This window comes from Arenimonas composti TR7-09 = DSM 18010, assembly GCF_000426365.1.
In the GTDB taxonomy this organism is placed as follows: domain Bacteria; phylum Pseudomonadota; class Gammaproteobacteria; order Xanthomonadales; family Xanthomonadaceae; genus Arenimonas; species Arenimonas composti.
Genome location: NZ_AUFF01000003.1, coordinates 198,812 through 219,933, shown reverse-complemented (window position 1 = coordinate 219,933; position 21,122 = coordinate 198,812). Strand labels below are relative to the sequence as shown.

Sequence of the window (21,122 nt, the reverse complement as noted above, 5' to 3'; positions counted from 1 at the left end):
AGCCGCTCCTACGGGGTTCGCGGGATCGCGGCTGAAGCCGCTCCTACACAGAGGCGGGCGGGCGGCCGATAATCCGGGGCAATCGCATTCCCGGAGACCTCCCATGAAGACCCGCGCCGCCGTCGCCCACCAGGCGGGCAAGCCGCTGACGATCGAAACCGTCGACCTCGAGGGGCCGCGCGCCGGCGAGGTGCTGGTCGAGATCAAGGCCACCGGCGTCTGCCATACCGACGAGTTCACGCTGTCGGGCGCCGACCCGGAAGGCATGTTCCCGGCGATCCTCGGCCACGAGGGCGCCGGCATCGTCGTGGACGTCGGCCCCGGCGTGACTTCGGTGAAGAAGGGCGACCACGTCATCCCGCTCTACACCCCGGAATGCCGGCAGTGCGAGTACTGCCTGAATCCGAAGACCAATCTCTGCCAGGCCATCCGCAGCACCCAGGGCCAGGGCCTGATGCCCGACGGCAGCAGCCGCTTCTCGCTCGACGGCAAGCCGGTGCTGCATTACATGGGCACCTCGACCTTCTCGAACTTCACGGTGCTGCCCGAGATCGCGGTCGCGAAGATCCGCGAGGACGCGCCCTTCGACAAGGTCTGCTACATCGGCTGCGGCGTCACCACCGGCATCGGCGCGGTGATCTGGACGGCGAAGGTCGAGCCGGGTTCGAAGGTCGTGGTGTTCGGCCTCGGCGGCATCGGCCTGAACGTGATCCAGGGTGCACGCCTCGCGGGCGCCGACATGATCGTCGGCGTCGACCTGAACCCGGCGCGCGAGGCGATGGCGCGCAAGTTCGGCATGACCCACTTCGTGAACCCGGCGGAAGTCGGCGGCGATCTCGTGCCCTACCTGGTCTCGCTGACGAAGGGCGGCGCCGACTATTCCTTCGAGTGCATCGGCAACGTGCAGGTGATGCGCCAGGCGCTCGAGTGCTGCCACAAGGGCTGGGGCACCAGCGTGATCATCGGCGTGGCTCCGGCCGGCGCCGAGATCAGCACGCGCCCGTTCCAGCTGGTCACCGGCCGCAACTGGCGCGGCAGCGCCTTCGGTGGCGCCCGCGGCCGCACCGACGTGCCGAAGATCGTCGACTGGTACATGGAAGGGAAGATCGACATCGATTCGCTGATCACCCACACGATGCCGCTGGAGAAGATCAACGACGCCTTCGAACTGATGCATCGCGGCGAGTCGATCCGCAGCGTCGTGGTGTACTGACATGACTATCGAGATCGTTTCCGAATCGCGCTGCTTCGGCGGTGTGCAGGGCTACTACCGCATGCAGTCCACCGCCTGCGCCGGGCCGATGCGCTTCACCGTCTACCAGCCGCCGCAGGGGAAGGACGGGCGCGTGCCGGTGCTGTACTACCTGTCGGGCCTGACCTGCACCGAGGACAACGCGACCATCAAGGCCGGCATGCAGCGCGTCGCCGCCGAACTCGGCCTGCTGATCGTGGTGCCGGACACCAGTCCGCGCGACACCGGCATTCCCGGCGCGACCGGTGATTCCGACATCGGCGAAGGCGCCGGTTTCTGGCTCGACGCGACGGTGGCGCCGTGGTCTTCGCGCTTCCGCATGGAAACCTTCGCGGTCGAGGAACTGCCGGGCGTGATCGCCGAACACTTCCCGGCCGATCCGGCGCGTGCCGGCGTACTCGGGCATTCGATGGGCGGGCACGGGGCGCTGACGCTGGCGCTGCGCCACCCGGAGCGTTACCGCAGCGTCTCGGCCTTCGCGCCGATCGTCTCGCCCTCGCGCGTGCGCTGGGGCGACCGCGCCTTCCGCACCTATCTCGGCGAGGACCGCGCGGCCTGGGCCGAACACGACGCCTGCGAGCTGGTGAAGCGGCGGCCGTTCGCCGGCACGATCCTGATCGACCAGGGACTGGCCGATCCCTTCCTCGGCGAGACCCTGATCCCGGAGCATTTCGAGCAGGCCTGCGCCGAAGCCGGGCAGGCGCTGCAGCTGCGCCGGCACGAAGGCTACGACCACGGCTACTGGTTCGTGTCGAGCTTCATCGAAGATCACCTGCGCCACCACGCCGGCGTGCTCGCCGGCTGAGCGCCACCATCGCCACGTTCGCGCCGCCGGGGCGGCACAGGAGAGGCCCATGCTGATGCTGTCGACGCTCGCGAACGTGCTGGTGGCCCTGGTGGCCGCCCTGCACCTGTTCTTCCTGGTGCTGGAGATGTTCCTGTGGACCACGCCCTACGGCCGCCGCGTCTTCGGACTGAGCGAGGCGGCTGCGCGCGAGACCGCGAAGCTGGCCGCGAACCAGGGCCTGTACAACGGCTTCCTCGCCGCCGGCCTGGTCTGGGGGCTGTGGTTGCAGGATGCGGCGATCTGCCTGTTCTTCCTGGCCTGCGTGACCGTCGCCGGCCTGTTCGGCGCGTGGACGGTGAAGCGCTCGATCCTGTTCGTGCAGGCGCTGCCGGCGGTCGCGGCGGCGGCCGCCGTCCACTACCTCTGATCCCGATCCTGGGATCTGTAGGAGCGGCTTCAGCCGCGATCCGGGAGATCTGTAGGAGCGGCTTCAGCCGCGATGCGTTCTGAATCATCGCGACGCGTTCAAAGGCATCGCGGCTGAAGCCGCTCCTACAGGGGTCACGAACGTTTCGGGGACAGCCACATCGCGACGACCGCGTTGAACACGCGCTCGCCGCCGGCGTCGAAGACGTCCACATTCACCGGCAGCTCGTAGCCCGCGTCGGCGGCGACGATCTCCGCGGCCGGCGTGGCCACGCCACGCTGGCTGCCCACCGCCTTCTTCAGGTACTGCACCGTCATGCCCTTCGGGATCCAGCGCATGCCTTTCGGCAACGAGGCCTCGGTCATGACCCCCGCCACCAGCTCGGCGAGGTTGCACAGCGCGATCGCGTGCACGGTGCCGATGTGGTTGTGCACGCCGCGGCGGTCGCGGATCACCGCCTCGCAGCGTCGCGCCTCCAGCAGGGTGAAGCGCGGCGCGATCGTGCCGAAGTAGGGCGCCCTGAAGCAGACGGCGCGCGAGAACAGCCAGTGTCCCAATGGCCACCGGCTCATCTTGTTCCAGGTTCGCAGCAGGGGAGCCATCGCGGAGAGTGTTCCCGAAGTAGCAGTGATGAGTCGGAGCCGAAGCCGGAGGTGGAAAGGGCGCCGGTGACCGGCCACCGACGCCCTCTATTTCCTATTTCTTACTTCTTGTTTCTTTTTTCCCAGTTTCCTGCTCAGGCCGCATGCCTCGCCGCCCGCTTCTGCTGGCGGTACATCGCCGCCGACTCCAGATCCGCCGGATCGAAATCGTCGACGCTGATCGCATCCCAGGTCATCGCGCGCAACTCTTCGAGCTGCGCCTTCTCCTCGGCGGTGATCCAGCCCTCGCGCAGGCCTTCGGCCAGCTGCGAGGCGAAGTCCAGCGCCTCGATGTCGCTGTTCTTCAGCGCCTTGAGGAACTTGCGCTCCACCGGCTCGGCGAGGATCACCTTCGGCAGGTAGCTGTTGATGCGGCCGGCCGGATTGTTCTCGCAGGGGGTCAGGAAGGTGCCGGCGCCGAGGCGGTCACGCGCCTCCGACGGCGACATCAGCAGCGCCGCCGCGCGGTGGCCGAGGCGGTCGCTCGGCGCCTGCGCGCGCCGGCCCCACGGGAACACCAGCATCCACAGCAGCCAGCCGACCGGACGGATCGGGAAGTTGCGCAGCGCCCCCGACAGCGCCAGCTCGATCTTGTGCGCGGCGTCGTGGAAGGCGTAGGCCAGCAGCGGCTGGTCGGTGACCGGGCGGCCTTCGTCCTCGTAGCGCTTGAGCATCGCGCTGGCGATGTACAGGTGGCTGAGCACGTCGCCCAGCCGGGCCGACAGCCGCTCCTTGAACTTCAGCTTGCCGCCGAGCATCAGCATCGAGGTGTCGGCGACCAGTGCGAGGTTGGCCGAATAGCGGTTGAGCTTGCGGTAGTAACGGCGGGTGTAGGCATCCCCCGGCGCCTTGCCGATGCGGGCGCCGACCAGGCCGAGCACCCACGAGCGCACCGCGTTGGAGATCGCGAAACCGATGTGGCCGAACAGGTTGGTGTCGAACTCGCGCAGCGCCGCCTCGCGGTCCGGGTTCTGCGCCGCCTGCATCTCCTTCAGCACCCACGGATGGCAGCGGATCGCGCCCTGGCCGAAGATCATCAGCGAGCGGGTCATGATGTTGGCGCCCTCGACCGTGATCGAGATCGGCGCCGCCTGCCAGCCGCGGCCGAGGTAGTTCTTCGGGCCGAGGATCACGCCCTTGCCGCCGTGCACGTCCATGGTGTCGGCGGCGAGCTGGCGGGCCATTTCGGTGGCGTGGTACTTGGCGATCGCCGACGGCACCGCCGGCTTCTCGCCGCGGTCGACCGCGGCCGCGGTGGCCTGCGACAGCGCGCTCGTGGCGTAGGCATTGCCGGCGATGCGCGCCAGCGCTTCCTCGACGCCCTCGAAGCGGCCGATCGACAGCCCGAACTGCTTGCGGATGCGCGCATAGGCACCGGTGACGACGGCGCCGATCTTCGAGGCGCCGCTGGCGGTCGAGGGCAGGGTGATCGCGCGGCCCACCGACAGGCACTCGACCAGCATGCGCCAGCCCTGGCCGATGTAGTCCTCGCCGCCGATCAGCTGGCTCAGCGGCACGAAGATCTCGTTGCCGCGCACCGGACCGTTCTGGAACGCGCAGTTCAGCGGGAAGTGGCGGCGGCCGACTTCCAGCCCCGGCGTGTCGCGCGGGATCAGCGCGAGGGTGATGCCGCGGTCGGATTCGTCGCCCAGCAGCTTGTCCGGGTCGTGCAGGCGGAAGGCCAGGCCGATCACCGTCGCCACCGGCGCCAGCGTGATGTAGCGCTTGTCGAAGGTCAGCTTGACGCCGAGCACGCGGGCGCCGTTCCACTCGCCTTCGCAGACGATGCCGAAGTCGGGGATCGAGGTCGCGTCCGAGCCGGCGGTCGGACCGGTGAGCGCGAAGCAGGGCACCTCGCGGCCATCGGCCAGGCGCGGCAGGTAGTGGTTCTTCTGCTCGTCGGTGCCGTAGTGCAGCAGCAGTTCCGCCGGGCCGAGCGAGTTCGGCACGCCGACCGTCGAGCTCAGCGTCGCCGATACCGATGCCAGCTTCTGGATCACCTTGTGGTGCGCCAGCGCGCTGAAGCCGAGGCCGCCGTACTGCTTCGGGATGATCATCCCGAAGAACCGGTTCTTCTTCAGGAAATCCCACAGTTCCGGCGGCAGGTCGGCACGGACATGGGTGATCTCCCATTCGTTGGTCATGCGGCAGGCCTGCTCGACCGGGCCGTCGAGGAAGGCCTGCTCCTCCGTGGTCAGCTGCGGCTTCGGCTGCGCCAGCAGCGTTTCCCACTTCGGCATGCCGGAGAACAGCTCGCCCTCGAAACCGACGGTGCCGGCTTCCAGCGCGGTCTTCTCGGTCGCCGACAGCGGCGGCAGGATCTTCGTGTAGAAGCGCAGCGCCTGCTTCGTGATCAGCGCCTGGCGCAGCGGCGTGATCAGCAGCGGCAGCGCGATCACCGCCAGCAGCACGCCGGCGACGATCGTCGCGGTGAGGTTGGCGCCGGCGAGGCCGGCGGCGACCAGGCCGGTCGCGGCGATCGCGGTGAACACCGCCAGCGACAGCCGGTGGTAGGCCGTGACGAGCACGGCGAGCAGCAGGACGAGGAAGGGAGCGAGCAGGCTCATCGTGGATCTCCGGAAGCGGCCGTGGGGACCGCGGACAGGTCGGACAGGAAATCGAGGAGGGCGCCGGTGAAGGCGTCGTTGTCGTCGCCGGCCACCATATGGGTGGCGTCGGGCAGTTGCACGTGACGGGCGTGCGGAACGAGTTCGAGGAAGTGGGCGATGGTGTCGGCGGTGACCAGGTCGCTGCGACCGCCGCTGACCAGCAGCACCGGCACGTCGAGGGCGTGGCAGGCGTCGTCGAGCACGTCCTGCAGGCCTTCGGTGTCGGGGATGAATTCGGACAGCAGGCGCGGATCCCAGTGCCAGACCAGGCGGCCGTCGGCCCGTGGCACCAGCAGGTGGGCGAGCTGGCCCGGCGTCTTGCGGGCGCGCCGGTGCGGCAGATAGGCCGCGATCCGTTCGGCGGCGTCTTCCCAGGATCCGAAACCGTCGGGGTGGGCGCCCATGAAATCGAGGATGCGGGCGACCCCGGCCGGCTCCCAGCGCGGGGTGATGTCGACCAGCACCAGCGCCGAGAACGGCCGCGCGCGCGCCTGCGCGATCATTCCGGTCAGGCCACCCATCGAGGCGCCGACGAGGATCGGCCGCTGGCCGCCGGGCCGGGCGGCGGCGGCCGCGGCGGCGAGCACGTCGGCGACGAACTGTTCGCCGGCATAGACTCGCGTCTCGGGATTGCGTCCGGAACCGCCGTGGCCACGCGCGTCCCAGGCCAGACTGGCGAAGCCGGCGGCGGCGAGCCGGCGCTGGCTGCCCGACCAGGCCTGGCGGGTCTGACCGAAGCCGTGCGCGAGCAGCAGCCCCGGCCCACCCCCGGCGACCCGGGTCGCGGCGAGCACCAGACCGTCGTCGGCGACGACGTCGATCATCGCGGCAGGCGCCGCGCCGGGCGGGGAGGGACAGGAAACCATACGGCCGAGTATTGGGGGCCGTGCGCCGGTGTGTCAATACGATTCCGTATGGTGCATCATGCACCGTACGGTGGCGACCGGCCCCGTGCAACGAAACCGCCTGGACCCCGGACGATGCCTGCCACCGCGAACAAGCCTGAACGTCCCGCCCGCCTGAGCGCCGAAGACTGGGCGCTCGCCGCCCTCGACGTGATCGCCGAACAGGGGCTCGCCGCCGTCGCGGTCGAGCCGCTGGCGCGTCGCCTCGGTGTCACCAAGGGCAGCTTCTACTGGCATTTCCCTTCACGCGAGGCGCTGCTGGTCGCGGCGCTGGAGCGCTGGGAAGCGATCGAGCAGGAAACCGTGTTCGGCAAGCTCGAGGCGATCTCCGATCCGCGGTCGCGCCTGCGCGCGCTGTTCCAGCTGGTCGCGCACGAACTCAAGCCGCACATCATCTATTCCGAGCTGCTGAAGGCGCTCGACCACCCGGTCGTGCAGCCGGTGCTGCACCGGGTGTCGCAGCAGCGCATGGACTACCTCGCCGCCAGTTTCCGCCAGTCCGGTCTGCCGCGCATCGACGCGCAGAACCGCGCCCGCCTGACTTACGCCGCCTATGTCGGTTTCCTGCAGCTTTCGCTGCAGCTCGGGCAGCCGCGGCTGCACCAGGAAGAGTTCGAAACCTACGTCGACCACGTGATGGCGACCCTGATCCCCGCCTGAGCTTCGGGGCAGGCCGGCGCCGCAGCCGTTAGAATGGTCGCCTTCACGGCGCCGTAACTACCGGCGCTTTCTCGCTTTCCGCCTAGAACAGGCCCTCCCGGAGCCCGCCAGCTGATGTCCACGAAACTCGACAGCCTGAAACAGTGGGTCGACGACGTCGCCCGCCTCACCCAGCCCGACGCCATCCACTGGTGCGACGGCAGCGATGCCGAGAACGACCGCCTGACCGAACTGATGCTCGCCGGCGGCGACCTGCTGCGGCTGAACCCGGAGACGCACCCGAACTGCTTCCTGCACCGTTCGAGCCCGAGCGACGTCGCCCGCGTCGAGCACCTGACCTTCGTCTGCACCCCGGAGCGCGAGGATGCCGGCCCGAACAACCACTGGATGGCGCCGGAAGACGCGCACGCGAAGATCGACGGCCTGTTCGCCGGCTGCATGAAGGGCCGCACGATGTACGTCGTGCCCTATTGCATGGGTCCGATCGACTCGCCGCTCGCCCGTTGCGGCGTCGAGATCACCGACTCGCCCTACGTCGTCGCCAACATGCGCATCATGACCCGAATGGGCGCCGCGGCCCTGGCGCGCATCGAACGCGAAGGCGCCGAGCGGGCCGCCGCCGGCCAGAAGGACGTTTACGTGCGCGGCCTGCATTCGATCGGCGAGCTCGATCCGGAGCGCCGCTTCATCATGCATTTCCCGCAGGACCTCACGATCAAGAGCTACGGCTCGGGTTACGGCGGCAATGCCCTGCTCGGCAAGAAGTGCCACGCGCTGCGCATCGCCAGCTTCCAGGCCCGCAGCGAGGGCTGGCTCGCCGAGCACATGCTGATCGTCGGCATCGAGAACCCGCAGGGCGAGGTGCACTACGTCGCCGCGGCTTTCCCGTCGGCCTGCGGCAAGACCAACCTGGCGATGCTGATCCCGCCGGAAGGCTATCGCCGTGACGGCTGGAAGGTCTGGACGGTCGGCGACGACATCTGCTGGATGCGCCCGGGCGCCGACGGCCGCATGTACGCGATCAATCCGGAGGCCGGCTTCTTCGGCGTCGCCCCGGGCACCAGCGCCAAGACCAATCCGAACGCGCTGGCGATGCTCTACAAGGACGCGATCTTCACCAATGTCGGCGTCACCGCCGACAACCAGCCGTGGTGGGAAGGGCTGCCGGAAGGCAAGCCGGTCAAGGACTGGCAGGGCCGCGACTTCGACCCGGCGAACGGCCCGGCCGCGCATCCGAACTCGCGCTTCACCGTCAGCGCGAAGAACTGCCCGAGCTGGACGCCGATGGCGGAAGACCCGCAGGGCGTGCCGCTGAGCGCGATCGTCTTCGGCGGCCGCCGCGAATCGCTGGTGCCGCTGGTGTTCGAAGCCCGCGACTGGACCCACGGCGTGCTGGTCGGCGCCTCGATGGCCTCGGAAACCACCGCCGCCGCCACCGGCGCGGTCGGTGTCGTGCGCCGCGACTCGATGGCGATGAAGCCCTTCGCCGGCTACAACTTCGGCGACTACTTCGCCCACTGGCTGAGCTTCGACCAGCCGGGCGCGAAGCTGCCGAAGATCTTCCACGTGAACTGGTTCCGCAAGAACGCCGCCGGCAAGTTCATGTGGCCGGGCTTCGGCGACAACCTGCGCGTGCTCGAGTGGATGCTCAAGCGCGTCACCGGCCAGGCCGGGGCGGTGGAGACGCCGGTCGGCAACCTGCCGAAGCCGTCCGACCTGAACATCGACGGCCTCGAGCTCGATGCCGCCACCCTCGAGGCCCTGCTGCAGCTCGACCGCGAAGGCTGGAAGGCCGAAATGGAAAGCATCGGCGAATACCTCGACAGCTTCGGCGACCGCACCCCGCACGCCCTGAAGGCCGAGCGCGCCAAGATCGCCGCCCAGCTCGCCTGACCCGCTCCTCCCTGTAGGAGCGGCTTCAGCCGCGATGCTCCACCGCGGCTTCAGCCGTGATGCTCCACCGCGGATTCAGCCGCGATGCTCCACCCGCGGGCCGGCCCAAACCGGCCCGCGGCTTTTTCAGCATCCGCTAAACCCTCCCACCCGGCGCCGCATCCGACTGGCTATGCTCAACGCCGCCGTGGACTACCAACCCGACGACACCGCCACCTCGCCCCGCGAGGAGGACCACGCGCTGGTGCGAGCGGCCGGCGCTGGCGACGTGCGTGCCTTCGAGGCGCTGTACCGCCGCCATCACCGCCGGATCTATTCGGTACTGCGGCGGCTGTGCGGCGGCCACGACGCCCGCGCCGAGGACCTGCTGCAGGACGCCTTCGTGCGCGCCTGGCAGGCGCTGCCGGGCTTTCGCTTCGAGAGCGCGTTCTCGACCTGGCTGCATCGCCTCGCCGTCAACACCGCACTGATGGAACTGCGCTCGCGCCGCGGCGGCGAGGATCTCGAAACCGACGACAGCGCCCTGGAAACCCATGCCACCGCCGACGGTGCGCAGCGCACCGCGCTCGGCATGGACCTGGAGCGCGCGGTCGCGACCCTGCCGCCGCGCGCGCGCGCGGTGCTGGTCCTGCACGACATCGAAGGCTGGAAGCACGAGGAGATCGCCACCAGCCTCGGCATGGCCGTGGGCAGTTCGAAGGCGCAGCTGCATCGCGCCCGCGGCCTGCTGCGCAGCCGACTCGGAGAAGCCCATGAACGACCCTGACCTGCGTTTCCGCCTGCGCCAGCTGCCGCGCGAGATCGAGCCCGGACGCGACCTGTGGCCGGACATCGCCGCCCGGCTGCAGCAGCCGCCCCGCCGCAGCCACTGGCGGCCGATGCTGGCCGCCGCGGCGGTCGCCGCCCTGGCGATCGCGATCGGTGCGCAGCTGCGCACGCCGGAATCCCCCGTGCTCCCGGACCCCGCCGCCGTGGCCGTCGCCGAAGGCCCGGCCGGGGAGGGTGGGGCCGCGGGCAACGGCGTGCTGCAGCGCGAAGCCCACGCGATGGCGCGCGAATACGACGCCGCCCTGCGCGAGTACGCCGGTGCGCCGGTGCCGGAAGACCTGCAGCCGGTGCTGGCGACCCTCGACGCCAGCGCCGACCAGATCCAGGAAGCGATCGCTCGCGACCCCGATGCGCCCTGGCTGCTCGACCGCCTGCGCAGCACCTATTCCCGCCGGCTGCAGCTGACCCAGCGTGCGGTCACCGGCTGAGCCGGCACCACACTCATACATATATGTATCCAGGAGCCCTCCGATGATCCCCCGCATGATCCTGGCCGCGGCCCTGCTCGCCGCCGCCGCCGCCCCCGCCTTCGCCGCCACCCCGATCGACGAGACCCGTCCGCTGGCCGCCGACGGCCGGGTGTCGATCGAAAACCTCAAGGGCCGCATCGTCGTGCGCGCCTGGGACCGCCCGGAAGTCCACATCGGCGGCACCCTCGGCGACGGCGTCGAGAAGCTGGCCATCGGCGGCAGCGCCTCGTCGCTGTCGATCGAAGTCGAATACCCGCAGTCCGGCTGGTTCTTCGGCCGCCGCGACGGCGGCGAGCCGAGCATGCTCGAACTGCGGGTCCCGGCCGGAGCCTCCGTGTCGATCGACGCGGTGAGCGCCGATGTCGACGTCAGCGGCATGCGCGGCGCCCTGCTCGAGGTCGACGCCGTCAGCGGCGACATCACGCTGCGCGACATCGCCCCGCGCGAACTGCGCATCGACAGCGTCAGCGGCGACGTCGACGCGCGCGGGGACACCCGCGACCTGAAGATCGACACGGTGAGCGGCGACGTCACCGTCTCCGGGAACGTGCGCGGCCGCGTCGCCATCGATGTCGTCAGCGGCGATGTCGAGGTCGACGCGGGCACGCTCGATCGCCTCAGCTTCGGTTCGGTGTCCGGCGATGCCGAACTGCGGCTGAGCCTCGCCCCCGGCGGTCTCGTCCGCGCGGACGCGGTGAGCGGCAACATCACGCTGAGCCTGCCGGCCACGACCTCGGCGCGCCTGGCGATGGAGACCTTCAGCGGCCGCCTGACCAGCCCGGTCGGGCAGGTCGTGAAGGAAGAATTTGGCCCCGGAAGCCATCTGAATGCGTCTCTCGGGGACGGCGACGGCGACATCCGGCTCGAGTCCTTCTCAGGGAATGTCCGGGTCGATATCCGTTAAGTCGCTGAAAAGGCTGTCAATTGCGGCCCCCGCGCCCGAAAACGGTCGCGGGGGCCGGTCTTTTCACGGTCCCGCAAAATTTTCTTTACGGGGCCTTAACCCGTTTGCGGTCCGTAAAGATTGCGTTATGCTCCGGCGGCCAGGGCGGCTTAGCAGTCGGGATTCCGCCCAAAGGCTTATGTCCCGAACTCTAGAGTCACCATCACTCTGACGTTGGAGAGAGAGTAAATGTCCAATCGTAACCAGCTGTCCGGCGCGATCCGCTTCGCGCTCCTCGCCGGTGCCGCTTCCACCTTCGCGACGGTCCCGGCCTTCGCGCAGGATTCCGATGAAGCCACCACCATCGACACGATCGAGGTCACGGGCTCTCGCCTGAAGCGCGCCGATATCGAAGGTGCGGTTCCGGTGATCGTCATCGACCGCACGCAGATCGACGCCTCGGGTGACGTGTCCGTCGCCGACGTCCTGCGTGACACGACGTTCGCGTCGTTCGGCAACTTCCGTCCGCAGTCCGGTTCGTCGGCCCAGTCGCTGGCGACCATCGACCTGCGCGGTATCGGTTCGGGCCGTACGCTGGTGCTGGTCGACGGCCGTCGCGCCCCGACCAACCCGATGTCCGCCTCGAGCGGTACCGACCTGAACGCCATTCCGCTGGCGGCGGTCGAGCGCATCGAGATCCTGTCCGACGGCGCGTCCGCCGTGTACGGTTCCGACGCGATCGGCGGCGTGGTCAACATCATCCTGCGCAAGGACTTCAACGGCGCCGAGCTGCGTTTCGGCGTGGGTTCGACCGACGTCACCGGCGGCGACCTGGAAGACATGTCCGTCGTGCTGGGCTCGGCTTCCGACCGCACCCGCCTGATCGGTGGTGCCTCGGCCTCGAAGCGCGGCATGGTGTTCACCCGCGACCAGATCGGTGGCGGCGCCCTCGGCGTGTCGACCTACGGCAACAACTACTACAACTGGGCCACGGGCAACGCCTCGCCGGTTCCGGGCTTCAACTGCAACGCCAACGGCTTCTGGACCCTCGGCAACGGCCTGTGCTCGTTCGACTTCAACTCGGTCGCGGCCAACGAGGCGAAGGTCGGCACCAAGTCGGTGTTCGTCCGTGGTGACCACCAGATCAACGACGACTGGTCGGTGTACTTCACCGCCAACACCACGAAGGTCGAGACCTTCGGTCGTTACGCGCCGGTCCCGGGCGTGGTGCGCGTCGACGACGGCACCCCGAACGACATCAACGGCGGCGTGATGTGCGGCGTCGGCGGTTGCGCGGCCAACGGCCTCGCCACCGACGGTCTGCCGACCTACTTCTACCACCGCTTCGCCGCGGCCGGTAACCGCGACAACTTCACCGACACCCAGAACTCCGACTTCTCCGTCGGCTTCCAGGGTCAGCTGACCGACACCATCGCGGTGGACTTCGGCGCCCGTCGCACCGACTACAAGTACATCGAGCTGGGTCGCGGCTACATCGTCGGCTCGCTGGCCTCGCAGGCCGCCAACGCCGGTGACTACATGTTCACCGATCCGTTCGGCGCCCCGCAGGAAGTCCTCGACGGCTTCTCGGTGACCATCAACCGCGAGTCGCGTTGGCAGACCGACGAAATCTACGGCCTGGTCAACTTCGACCTGTTCGAGATGGGCGGCGGCACGGTCAACGCCGTCGTCGGTGCCGAGTACCGCGAAGACACCTTCAAGGACATCTACGACTCGCTGTCCTCGGCGGGCGTCGTCCTCGGTTCGTCGGGTGGCCCGTCGGCCGGTTCGCGTGACGCCAAGGCGGCGTACTTCGAGCTGCTGCTGCCGTTCGCCAGCACCTTCGACATCACCCTGGCCGGCCGCTGGGACAGCTACAGCGACTACGGCAGCGACTTCTCGCCGAAGATCGCCCTGCGCTTCCAGCCGCTCGAGAACCTGACCTTCCGCGGTTCGTGGGGTCAGGGCTTCCGCGCCCCGGGCCTGGACATCCTGACGCAGGCCGCGTCGTTCTCGGCCGAGCCGGTCAACGACCCGCAGTCGTGCGCCGCGCTGGGTCAGCCGACCAACTGCTCGCTGCAGGTCGACACGTTCTTCCTGGCGAACCCGGACCTGTCGTCCGAGCAGTCGACCCAGTGGTCCGTCGGCGTGGTCTATGACCCGGTCGAGTGGCTGGACCTCTCGCTCGACTACTACAACATCGAAGTCGAAGACACGATCTCGTCGATCGGTGCGCAGGACATCATCAACTCCGACCTGGATCCGGCCACCTACGGTCCGATCCCGCCGGGCCTGAGCATCACGCGCGCCGCCAACGGCCGCATCACCGAGATCATCGCCGGCTACGCCAACCAGGGCATCCTGACGAACAAGGGTTGGGACTTCCGTGCCAACACCAACTTCGACCTGGGCAACTGGGGCGAGCTGTCGAACAGCCTGCAGGTTTCCAAGACCGTCGAGTTCGAAATCGACGACGGCCTGGGCAACATCTCCTGCTACGTCGGCTGCAGCTCGGTGAACGGCTACCCGGACCTGCGCGCCGTGCTGCTGAACAACTGGACGATCGGTGACTTCACCTTCGGCTGGAACGTCAACTACATCGGCGACAACGGCCCGAACGGCGGCTACGCCACCAACGACGTCCAGCTGTCCTGGAAGGCCCCGTGGAACGCCACGATCGCGGTCGGCGCCATCAACGCCGGCAACCGCTATCCGGAGCTGAACGCGTTCGACGGCCGTCCGTTCAACTTCTACCTGTACGACGCCTACGGCCGTACGACCTACGTCCGCTACACCCAGCAGTTCTAAGAATTGCCGGTTGCACGGAACTTCGAGGGGCCCGCAAGGGCCCCTCTTTTTTTGCCGGAAACGATCGTTCCTCGTTTCCCGTTTCCCGCCTTCATAATCGGCGGATGACCGAATCACGACCGTCCGCGAGCACCGCCCAGAGCGACGCCGCCGCCCGCCGCGCCGCCTGGTCCGCCTACTGGCAGGCCGGCGCCCTGCATTCCTGTGTCGGCAGCTGGTCCGGCAACTACGGGGGAGCGATCGCGGCGTTCTGGAGCCGCAGCTTCGCGGCCCTGGCCAACGGCGCGCGTGTGCTCGACCTCGCCACCGGCAATGGCCCGCTGCCGCAGCTGCTGCTGCAGCAGCGCCCCGACGATGCCGCCCTGCGCATCGACGCCGTCGACGCCGCCGCACTCGCACCGGCCTGGTACCGCGCGGATGCGCAGCCGCGCCTGCGTTTCCACCAGGGCGTCGCGATGGAGGCGCTGCCGTTCGCCGACGGCAGCTTCGACCTGGTCACCAGCCAGTACGGCTTCGAATATGCGGATCGCGCGCCGGCGCTCGCGGAGCTGTTGCGCGTGCTGGCGCCGCGTGGCGGGGTCGCGCTGGTGATGCACCACGCCGGATCGGTGCTGGTCGAGGTCGCGCGCAGCGAACTGCGGCACCAGGCGCGGCTGCTCGCCGACGACGGCCTGCTCGCCGCTGCCGCCGCGGTCGTGCCGTGGTTCGCGCTCGCGCGTGCCGGCGGCAATCCCGGCGCAGATCCTGCTGCCCGCCGGGCCCGCGCGGCCTACAACGCGGCGCAGCAGGCGCTGTCGACGGCGATCGCCGGCGAACACGCCCCCGACCTGCTGGTCGATGTCCGCGATGCGGTGCATCGCCTCGTCGCCGCCACCGGCGCCGATCCGGCACCGACCCTCGCCGCCCTCGCCGACTGGCGCGCCGGCCTCGGCAATGCCGCCCTGCGCAGCCGGGAGCTGGTCGCCTGTGCCCTGCATCCCGGCGATGTCGCCGACCTCCGCGATGCCATCGTCACCGCCCGTGGCGGCGGTGTCACCGTCGCCGAGCTCGGTCAGGAAGAAGGGGTGCTGGGCTGGAGCCTCGAGAGCGCGTGAGCGTGCAGGGAGCGGGTGCGACCTTCACCCGCCTTCCGGCGCGTCGTCGAGTGCGGCGAGCAGGGGACCCAGCGCGAATTCGTAATTGCGCCAGCGCCCCACCGACCGCGCGTGCACCGGCTGCCGCACCTGCCAGCGGCTCGGCGTCTGGACGCCGCGTTCGCTGCGATGGAAGTCCAGGCAGGCAGGATCCCAGGGCAGGCCGGCGAAATGAATCAGCCGGCGCACCTGCGCCTCGACGTCGGTGACCAGGGCTTCGTAGCGCAGCTCGAGGATGGGCAGCGGCAGGACCTGCTGCCAGTGCCGCATCAGCCGCTGCTCGAGATTGATGAAGCCGGCGATGCCTTCCAGCCGGGTCGCGAAACGCTCGTCGAGGGAGAAGTTCTCCCCGTAGATCGACACCGCGACGTCGCGCGGATCGCGCCGGCACCAGACCACCCGCGCATTCGGGAACAGCAGCGCGGCCAGGCCGAGCAGCTGGAAGTTCAGCGGTGACTTGTCGACCAGCCGCAGCGCGTCGGCGGGCGCGCGCCGGGTCGCGGCCTCGAGCCAGCGCGGCGCCGCCCAGGCGAGGGCGTCCGGATGCAGGTCGTCGGGACCGGGCGGCCAGCGCCGGGCGCGCCCCGGGCGCAGCGGCGCCAGCGCGGCGACCAGGCCGAGTTCGGCGAGTTCGCCGCAGCCGAAAACCTGCGGATGGGCGCCGAGGATCGACTCGGTCAGCGTCGTGCCACTGCGCGGCATGCCGACCACGAACAGCGGCCGCGGGTCGGGGTCGTGCCCGGGGCGCGGCCCTGCGGCGAACACCTGCGCCGGCCAGTCGGCGACGATCGCCTCGCCGCGGGCGCGGATGTCGCCGTCGTCGTAGTCGCCGATCATCCGCCGGCGCGCCGCATTGGCGTCGTCCCAGCGCGCCATCGCCTCGCGGTACTCGCCGCGGCCGTCGTGCACCTTGCCGAGCTCGTAGCCGAGCAGGGCGCGTTCGGGGTCGGGGATGTCGTCGCCGAGGCGGGCGGTGGCGGCCGCGACATGCTCCGGCGCCGCCTTGCCGCGGCGCAGCCCGAGCAGGCCGGCGAGCGGAAACGCCCAGCCCGGGCGCAGCGCCAGCGCGCGCTGGTAGGCCGCCTCGGCGGCATCGCGGTGGCCTTCGTCCTCCTCGCCCTGCGCGAGTGCCATCCACAGGTCGGCATCGTCACCCTGTCGCTGCAGGGCGTCGCGATAGAGCGCGGCCGCCTCGTCCTGGCGGCCCATCCGGCTCAGGGTCTCACCGAGTCTCAGCACCGCCTCGGCATCCGGGCGGCGACGCCGCACTTCCTGCCACAGCGGCAGCGCATCGGCCGGGAAGCCGCTGCGGAACTCCGCCTGGGCGAGCGCCAGCAGGGTCGGTGTCTGGTCCGGCGCGAGCGCGTGCGCGCGGCGCAGCACCGGCAGCGCGGCGGCGTCGTCCTGCAGGCGGACGAGGGTGATGCCGCGCAGGTGCCAGGCGAGGGCGAGCCCGGGCTGCAGCCGCGTGGCCGCCTCGAAATGCGGCAGTGCGGCGGCGAAATCACCGCCGTGCGCCAGCACACTGCCGAGTTCGACCTGCAGGCTCGCCACGCCGGGCGCCGCGGCGACGGCCGCGCGCAATTCACGCAGCGCCTCGTCGCGCGCACCGGTATTGGCCGCGAGCAGGCCGAGCGCGCGATGCACCGAGGGGTGTCCGGGAAACGCCGCGAGCAGGTCGAGCAGCGCCCGCCTTGCCCCGGCGACATCGCCCCGTTGCTGCAGGGCGCTCGCGGCGGCGAGGCCGGCGGCGAGCGGATCGGAAGGCGGCGATGCGCTCATCGAGCAGGCGGCGCGGCGTGGGAGCGCGAGACATTCATGGGACCGCGATTCTACCCGCCGCGTCGCGTGTACCGGGCCGGCTAGAATGTGCCTCCCGCCGCAGACCGTCCGCCGAATGCTCGCCGAAGATCTCGACCTCGCGCCCTGGCGCGAACGCCTCGCCCGCGACGGTCGCGTGCAGATTCCCGGATTCCTGCAGCCGGCGGTCGCCGAGCGCCTCGCCGAATGCCTGCGCACCCAGGTGCCGTGGTCGACCGCCGAACGCGGCCAGCCCGACAGCCCGCCGTGGATCGGCGCGACCCTCGCGCAGCGGATGCCGGCGGCCTACCGCCGCGCCGTCGCCGACTTCCATTTCGTCTACGACCGCTACCTGATCGTCGAGGCGATGAAGGCCGGTCGGGATCCGCACCTGCCGCTGCACCCGCTGCTGGTCTACTTCAACAGCGAGCCCTATTTGCAGGCGATGCGCGAACTCACCGGCGATCCGTCGCTGGCGATGGTCGGCGCCCAGGCCACCCGCTACCTGCCCGGGCAGTTCCTGCGCATGCACGACGACCGCCACGAAGACGAGGCGCGCCGCTACGCCTACGTGCTGAACCTGTCGCGCGACTGGGAACCGGACTGGGGCGGGCTGCTGCATTTCGTCGACGCCGACGGCAATCCCGACGGCGCCTTCGTGCCGCGCTTCAATTCGCTGAGCCTGTTCAAGGTGCCGATGAAGCACTACGTCGGCGTCGTCGCGCCCTGGGCCCGCAATCCCCGCCTCGCCATCACCGGCTGGTGGCACGCCAGACCCCCGGCGCGCGCGGCGTAATCGCGCGGACGCTGTCCGCAGGCCGGTGTGATACGTCGGCGGCCGCGATGTGCGTCATGCCCCGCGGACATGCCGCAAGTACGTCCATGTTGTCTCTTCACCGACATCCATGTCGGTGAAGGTCCGCGGTGCATGCCGCACACCGCGGCCCTGAAGTACCCGGCGGCCTGCGAACGCTACCGGCGCAGCGCACCTGGACCCCTGCGATTCGCGGCGGCCTGCGCGGGGCGAAAGCAGTTCCCGCGCCGCCGATTGGCCTACACGGACGTACTTGCGGCGTGTCCGGAAAGCGCCCCCGTGCACCTCGGCGTACTGGCCGGATCGGAAGCGGCGCGGGGAAGACTTACAACTCCCCCAGCGGCGCATCGGCACCGTAGTAGGCCATGATGCCTTCGAGCGACTCGCGGACGAGCATGCGCTCGGCGTCGCTGAGCAGCGGATGCCAGATGTCGAAGATCAGCACCACGCGCAACTGGTCGCTGTGGTTCCAGGCCTCGTGCTCCATCGTGTCGTCGAAGATGACCAGTTCGCCCGGCGTCCACGTGCGCGTGTGGTTGCCGACGCGGATGCCGCAGTCCGGCGGGATCACCAGCGGCAGGTGACAGGTCAGGCGGCAGTTGGTGGCGCCGTTGTGCGCGGGGATGTGCGTGCGCGGCTTCAGCGCCGAGAAGAAGGCCGCCGGCGCGCGGTTGTTCACCTCGACCTGCGGCACGTTCTCGAGCATCGCCATCGTCGCCGGGCAGCGCGCGACGTGATCGTCGATGCGGCGGCCGTGCTGCCACAGGAAATAGGCGCTCCAGGCGGGATTGCGGTCGAGCGCGGCGAACTGCCCGGGATGCTCGGACGGACGGGTGCGCACGTAGGGCACGAAGCCGGCATCGTCGCCGGCGAGCACGCCCTCGAGTTCGGCCCGCACCGCGTCGGTGCAGGCCTCGGCCGCCGGCGCCCAGGCGAAGTCCTCGCGTTCGAAGAAGGCGATCGCCGGCAGTCCGGGGATGTGGAACATCGCCGGCTTCGGCAGGTGCAGCGGCTTGCGCCCGAGCGAGACGTCGAGCGATTCGTCGAAGCGACCGGCCGTGCGCGCCGACAGCCCGCTGCGCAGCGGCGCCAGCCGGGCGTCGAGGAAGCGCGCGAGTTCGGCGCGGTTCCCGCTCACCGCCGCCTGCGCCCGCTCGAGCAGGGCGCGCGCCTCCGGCGCCACGGCCACCGCATCCGGGGTCGTGCGCAGCGCGGCTTCGTAGGCCAGGGCCTGGTCGCGCAACCGGCCGAGGCGGCCGTAGATCGCCGCCTTCTCGAAATGCACCGCGTAGGCGCCCGGATCGAGCTTCACCGCCTGGTCGAGTTCGCGCAGCGCGCCGTCGTCGTCACCGCCGGCCGCGAGCGCGCGCGCCAGGGTCGCGTGCGCGAGCGCCGAGGCGCGGCCGGTGGCGACCGCGCGCTGCAGCAGGTCGCGGGCGCCGGCGAGGTCGCCGCGGGCGAGCGCCTGGGCGCCGTGCGCGGCGAGCGCGCCGGGGTGGCCGGGCATGCGCGCCAGCACCTGGTCCCACAGGCGCAGGGCGGCCTGCACGAGGCCGCCGCGCATCAGGCGTTCGGCTTCGGCGGCGAGCGCGTCGACCTGCGGGTCACCGGGGATGGCGGACATGGGGTTCTCAGCAGCAGCCGTGGTCGCCGAAGCCGTCGCCGCCGGCCTGCACGCCGACGCCGCGGGTCAGGCCCTTGCCGCTGGCCTCGAAGTGTTCGGCGATCACCCGCGCCACCACCGCGGTGACGCGCTTGCCGGTCGGGATGTGCAGGAACTCGTTCGGGCCGTGCGCATTGCTGTGCGGGCCGAGCACGCCGGTGATCATGAACTGCGCGCCCGGGAACTTCTCGCCGAGCATGCCCATGAACGGGATCGTGCCGCCTTCGCCCATGTACATCGCCGGGGCGCCGAAGAAATCCTGCGACGCGTGGTCGATCGCGTGTTCCAGCCACGGCGCCAGCGCCGGCGCATTCCAGCCGGTCGAGGCCTTCTCGAGTTCGACCTCGACCCTGCAGCCGTTCGGCGGGTCCTGCTCGAGCACGCGCTTGATCACCTCGCCGGCCTTCTTCGGCTCCAGCGTCGGCGGCAGGCGCAGGCTCAGCTTCACCGCGGTGTACGGACGCAGCACGTTGCCGGCGCTGGTCAGCGGCGGCATGCCGTCGACGCCGGTCACCGACAGCATCGGCCGCCAGGTGCGGTTGAGCACGAGTTCGCCGAGGTCCTCGCTCATCGGCGTCATGCCGGGCAGGAACGGGAACTTGTCGTAGACCGCGGTGCCGAGCACCTCGGTGGCGCGTTTCGCCTGCTGCCGGCGCTGCTCGGGAATCTCGACGTAGAGGTCGTCGACGAGGATGCGGCCGGTGGTCTCGTCCTCGAGCCGCGACAGCAGCTGGCGCAGGATGCGGAAGCTCGACGGCACCACGCCGGAGGCGTCGCCGCTGTGCACGCCTTCCGACAGCACGCTGACGCGCAGGTTGCCGCCGGCGAGGCCGCGCAGCGAGGTCGTGCACCACAGCTGGTCGTAGTTGGCGCAGCCGGAGTCCAGGCAGACCACCAGCGAGGGCTTGCCGATGCGCTCCGACAGGTGATCGACGTAATGCGGCAGGTCGTAGCTGCCGGATTCCTCGCAGGCCTCGATCAGGATCACGCAGCGGCTGTGCGGCAGGCCCTGTTCCTGCAGCGCGCGGATCGCGGTGAGCGAGCCGAACATCGCGTAGCCGTCGTCGGCGCCGCCGCGGCCGTAGAGCTTGTCGCCCTTGATCACCGGCTTCCACGGGCCGAGGTCGTCGGCCCAGCCGGTCATCTCCGGCTGCTTGTCGAGGTGGCCGTAGAGCAGCACGCAGTCGTCGCCCTGGCCCGGCACCTCGATGAAGATCAGCGGGGTACGTCCCTCGAGACGCACGACCTCGACCTGCATGCCGGGGATCGGCTGCGCCTTCGCCCACGCCTCGAACTGCGCGACCGCCGCGTCCATATGCCCGTTCTCGCGCCACTGCGCGTCGAACATCGGCGACTTGTTCGGGATGCGGATGTACTCGACCAGCTGCGGGACGATGTCGTCGTCCCAGGTGGCGGACACGAAGGACTGAAGCTTGGCGGTATCCATGGCGGTTCCAGCGAAGACAGGACGGCGATTTTACCCCGCCGGCGGGCCCGTGCCCGTGCCGGGTAGGAAGCGGATTACAGCGGCGCACGCCGGCTTCGCAGC

The 21,122-nt window shown here is 70.1% G+C and carries 17 protein-coding genes; 11 read left to right on the top strand and 6 right to left on the bottom strand.

Going from position 1 to position 21,122, the window contains the following annotated elements; genetic code table 11:
- The first annotated feature begins 103 nt into the window (after positions 1 to 103).
- The 3 genes from K311_RS0107855 to K311_RS0107845 are packed head-to-tail and all read left to right on the top strand — an operon-like array spanning position 104 to position 2,466.
- Positions 104 to 1,213: an S-(hydroxymethyl)glutathione dehydrogenase/class III alcohol dehydrogenase gene (locus K311_RS0107855; protein WP_026816844.1), complete on the top strand. Its 1,110-nt coding sequence runs from the start codon at positions 104 to 106 to the stop codon at positions 1,211 to 1,213.
- Between the two features lie 7 nt (positions 1,214 to 1,220).
- Positions 1,221 to 2,057, top strand: a complete 837-nt coding sequence (fghA, locus tag K311_RS0107850; RefSeq protein ID WP_425476581.1) for an S-formylglutathione hydrolase — start codon at positions 1,221 to 1,223, stop codon at positions 2,055 to 2,057.
- Between the two features lie 58 nt (positions 2,058 to 2,115).
- Positions 2,116 to 2,466: a DUF1304 domain-containing protein gene (locus tag K311_RS0107845; protein WP_026816842.1), complete on the top strand. Its 351-nt coding sequence runs from the start codon at positions 2,116 to 2,118 to the stop codon at positions 2,464 to 2,466.
- A gap of 134 nt (positions 2,467 to 2,600) precedes the next feature.
- Here the strand turns inward: K311_RS0107845 and K311_RS0107840 are convergent, their stop codons facing one another.
- The 3 genes from K311_RS0107840 to K311_RS0107830 all read right to left on the bottom strand — a co-directional run bounded on the left by K311_RS0107840 (position 2,601) and on the right by K311_RS0107830 (position 6,582).
- The gene (locus tag K311_RS0107840; protein WP_425476576.1) at positions 2,601 to 3,038 is read right to left on the bottom strand and encodes a hotdog fold domain-containing protein; all 438 of its coding nucleotides are present in this window, start codon (positions 3,036 to 3,038) and stop codon (positions 2,601 to 2,603) included.
- Between the two features lie 164 nt (positions 3,039 to 3,202).
- Positions 3,203 to 5,674, bottom strand: coding sequence for an acyl-CoA dehydrogenase (locus K311_RS0107835; protein ID WP_026816840.1), 2,472 nt, complete (start codon positions 5,672 to 5,674; stop codon positions 3,203 to 3,205).
- Positions 5,671 to 6,582 carry an alpha/beta fold hydrolase gene (locus K311_RS0107830; RefSeq protein ID WP_026816839.1) on the bottom strand — a complete coding sequence of 304 codons (912 nt, stop codon included), beginning with the start codon at positions 6,580 to 6,582 and terminating at the stop codon, positions 5,671 to 5,673. The genes K311_RS0107835 and K311_RS0107830 overlap by 4 nt, the downstream gene beginning before the upstream one ends.
- 114 nt (positions 6,583 to 6,696) lie before the next feature.
- On the opposite strand from K311_RS0107830, the gene K311_RS0107825 reads away from it, so the two are divergent.
- The 7 genes from K311_RS0107825 (at position 6,697) to K311_RS17650 (ending at position 15,257) form a co-directional block, all read left to right on the top strand.
- Positions 6,697 to 7,281 (top strand): TetR/AcrR family transcriptional regulator, encoded by a 585-nt coding sequence (locus K311_RS0107825; protein WP_026816838.1) that lies wholly within the window; start codon positions 6,697 to 6,699, stop codon positions 7,279 to 7,281.
- A 114-nt stretch (positions 7,282 to 7,395) separates the two neighbouring features.
- Positions 7,396 to 9,174: a phosphoenolpyruvate carboxykinase (GTP) gene (locus tag K311_RS0107820; protein WP_043797159.1), complete on the top strand. Its 1,779-nt coding sequence runs from the start codon at positions 7,396 to 7,398 to the stop codon at positions 9,172 to 9,174.
- Between the two features lie 172 nt (positions 9,175 to 9,346).
- The gene (locus K311_RS0107815) at positions 9,347 to 9,940 is read left to right on the top strand and encodes an RNA polymerase sigma factor (protein WP_026816836.1); all 594 of its coding nucleotides are present in this window, start codon (positions 9,347 to 9,349) and stop codon (positions 9,938 to 9,940) included.
- Positions 9,927 to 10,430, top strand: coding sequence for a hypothetical protein (locus K311_RS17655; protein ID WP_051239750.1), 504 nt, complete (start codon positions 9,927 to 9,929; stop codon positions 10,428 to 10,430). The genes K311_RS0107815 and K311_RS17655 overlap by 14 nt, the downstream gene beginning before the upstream one ends.
- A 43-nt stretch (positions 10,431 to 10,473) precedes the next feature.
- Positions 10,474 to 11,376: a DUF4097 family beta strand repeat-containing protein gene (locus tag K311_RS0107805; protein WP_026816835.1), complete on the top strand. Its 903-nt coding sequence runs from the start codon at positions 10,474 to 10,476 to the stop codon at positions 11,374 to 11,376.
- 228 nt (positions 11,377 to 11,604) lie between these two features.
- Complete coding sequence (locus K311_RS0107800; protein WP_026816834.1) at positions 11,605 to 14,163, top strand: TonB-dependent receptor plug domain-containing protein; 2,559 nt, start codon at positions 11,605 to 11,607, stop codon at positions 14,161 to 14,163.
- Positions 14,164 to 14,267: 104 nt separating this feature from the next.
- Positions 14,268 to 15,257 carry a class I SAM-dependent methyltransferase gene (locus K311_RS17650; protein WP_051239747.1) on the top strand — a complete coding sequence of 330 codons (990 nt, stop codon included), beginning with the start codon at positions 14,268 to 14,270 and terminating at the stop codon, positions 15,255 to 15,257.
- Between the two features lie 24 nt (positions 15,258 to 15,281).
- Here the strand turns inward: K311_RS17650 and K311_RS17645 are convergent, their stop codons facing one another.
- Positions 15,282 to 17,078 carry a tetratricopeptide repeat-containing sulfotransferase family protein gene (locus K311_RS17645; RefSeq protein WP_051239745.1) on the bottom strand — a complete coding sequence of 599 codons (1,797 nt, stop codon included), beginning with the start codon at positions 17,076 to 17,078 and terminating at the stop codon, positions 15,282 to 15,284.
- Positions 17,079 to 17,193: 115 nt separating this feature from the next.
- Here K311_RS17645 and K311_RS0107785 point away from each other — a divergent pair, with 115 nt between their 5' ends.
- On the top strand, positions 17,194 to 17,892 hold the full coding sequence (locus K311_RS0107785; RefSeq protein ID WP_026816833.1) for a 2OG-Fe(II) oxygenase: 699 nt from the start codon (positions 17,194 to 17,196) through the stop codon (positions 17,890 to 17,892).
- 343 nt (positions 17,893 to 18,235) lie between these two features.
- Here K311_RS0107785 and K311_RS16020 read toward each other — a convergent pair whose 3' ends face one another.
- Both K311_RS16020 and K311_RS0107775 read right to left on the bottom strand, forming a co-directional pair.
- Positions 18,236 to 19,534 (bottom strand): aspartyl/asparaginyl beta-hydroxylase domain-containing protein, encoded by a 1,299-nt coding sequence (locus tag K311_RS16020; protein WP_051239743.1) that lies wholly within the window; start codon positions 19,532 to 19,534, stop codon positions 18,236 to 18,238.
- Positions 19,535 to 19,541: 7 nt separating this feature from the next.
- Positions 19,542 to 21,020 carry a M20 family metallopeptidase gene (locus K311_RS0107775; protein ID WP_026816832.1) on the bottom strand — a complete coding sequence of 493 codons (1,479 nt, stop codon included), beginning with the start codon at positions 21,018 to 21,020 and terminating at the stop codon, positions 19,542 to 19,544.
- Positions 21,021 to 21,122: the final 102 nt, after the last annotated feature.

Coding starts and splice junctions, on each gene's coding strand:
- K311_RS0107830 (WP_026816839.1), bottom strand. CDS start 6,582: ATGGTTTCCTGTCCCTCCCCGCCCGGCGCGGCGCCTGCCGCGATGATC.
- K311_RS17650 (WP_051239747.1), top strand. CDS start 14,268: ATGACCGAATCACGACCGTCCGCGAGCACCGCCCAGAGCGACGCCGCC.
- K311_RS0107805 (WP_026816835.1), top strand. CDS start 10,474: ATGATCCCCCGCATGATCCTGGCCGCGGCCCTGCTCGCCGCCGCCGCC.
- K311_RS0107835 (WP_026816840.1), bottom strand. CDS start 5,674: ATGAGCCTGCTCGCTCCCTTCCTCGTCCTGCTGCTCGCCGTGCTCGTC.
- K311_RS17655 (WP_051239750.1), top strand. CDS start 9,927: ATGAACGACCCTGACCTGCGTTTCCGCCTGCGCCAGCTGCCGCGCGAG.
- K311_RS0107820 (WP_043797159.1), top strand. CDS start 7,396: ATGTCCACGAAACTCGACAGCCTGAAACAGTGGGTCGACGACGTCGCC.
- K311_RS0107785 (WP_026816833.1), top strand. CDS start 17,194: ATGCTCGCCGAAGATCTCGACCTCGCGCCCTGGCGCGAACGCCTCGCC.
- K311_RS0107800 (WP_026816834.1), top strand. CDS start 11,605: ATGTCCAATCGTAACCAGCTGTCCGGCGCGATCCGCTTCGCGCTCCTC.
- K311_RS0107815 (WP_026816836.1), top strand. CDS start 9,347: ATGCTCAACGCCGCCGTGGACTACCAACCCGACGACACCGCCACCTCG.
- K311_RS16020 (WP_051239743.1), bottom strand. CDS start 19,534: ATGTCCGCCATCCCCGGTGACCCGCAGGTCGACGCGCTCGCCGCCGAA.
- K311_RS17645 (WP_051239745.1), bottom strand. CDS start 17,078: ATGAGCGCATCGCCGCCTTCCGATCCGCTCGCCGCCGGCCTCGCCGCC.
- K311_RS0107855 (WP_026816844.1), top strand. CDS start 104: ATGAAGACCCGCGCCGCCGTCGCCCACCAGGCGGGCAAGCCGCTGACG.
- K311_RS0107840 (WP_425476576.1), bottom strand. CDS start 3,038: ATGAGCCGGTGGCCATTGGGACACTGGCTGTTCTCGCGCGCCGTCTGC.
- K311_RS0107775 (WP_026816832.1), bottom strand. CDS start 21,020: ATGGATACCGCCAAGCTTCAGTCCTTCGTGTCCGCCACCTGGGACGAC.
- K311_RS0107825 (WP_026816838.1), top strand. CDS start 6,697: ATGCCTGCCACCGCGAACAAGCCTGAACGTCCCGCCCGCCTGAGCGCC.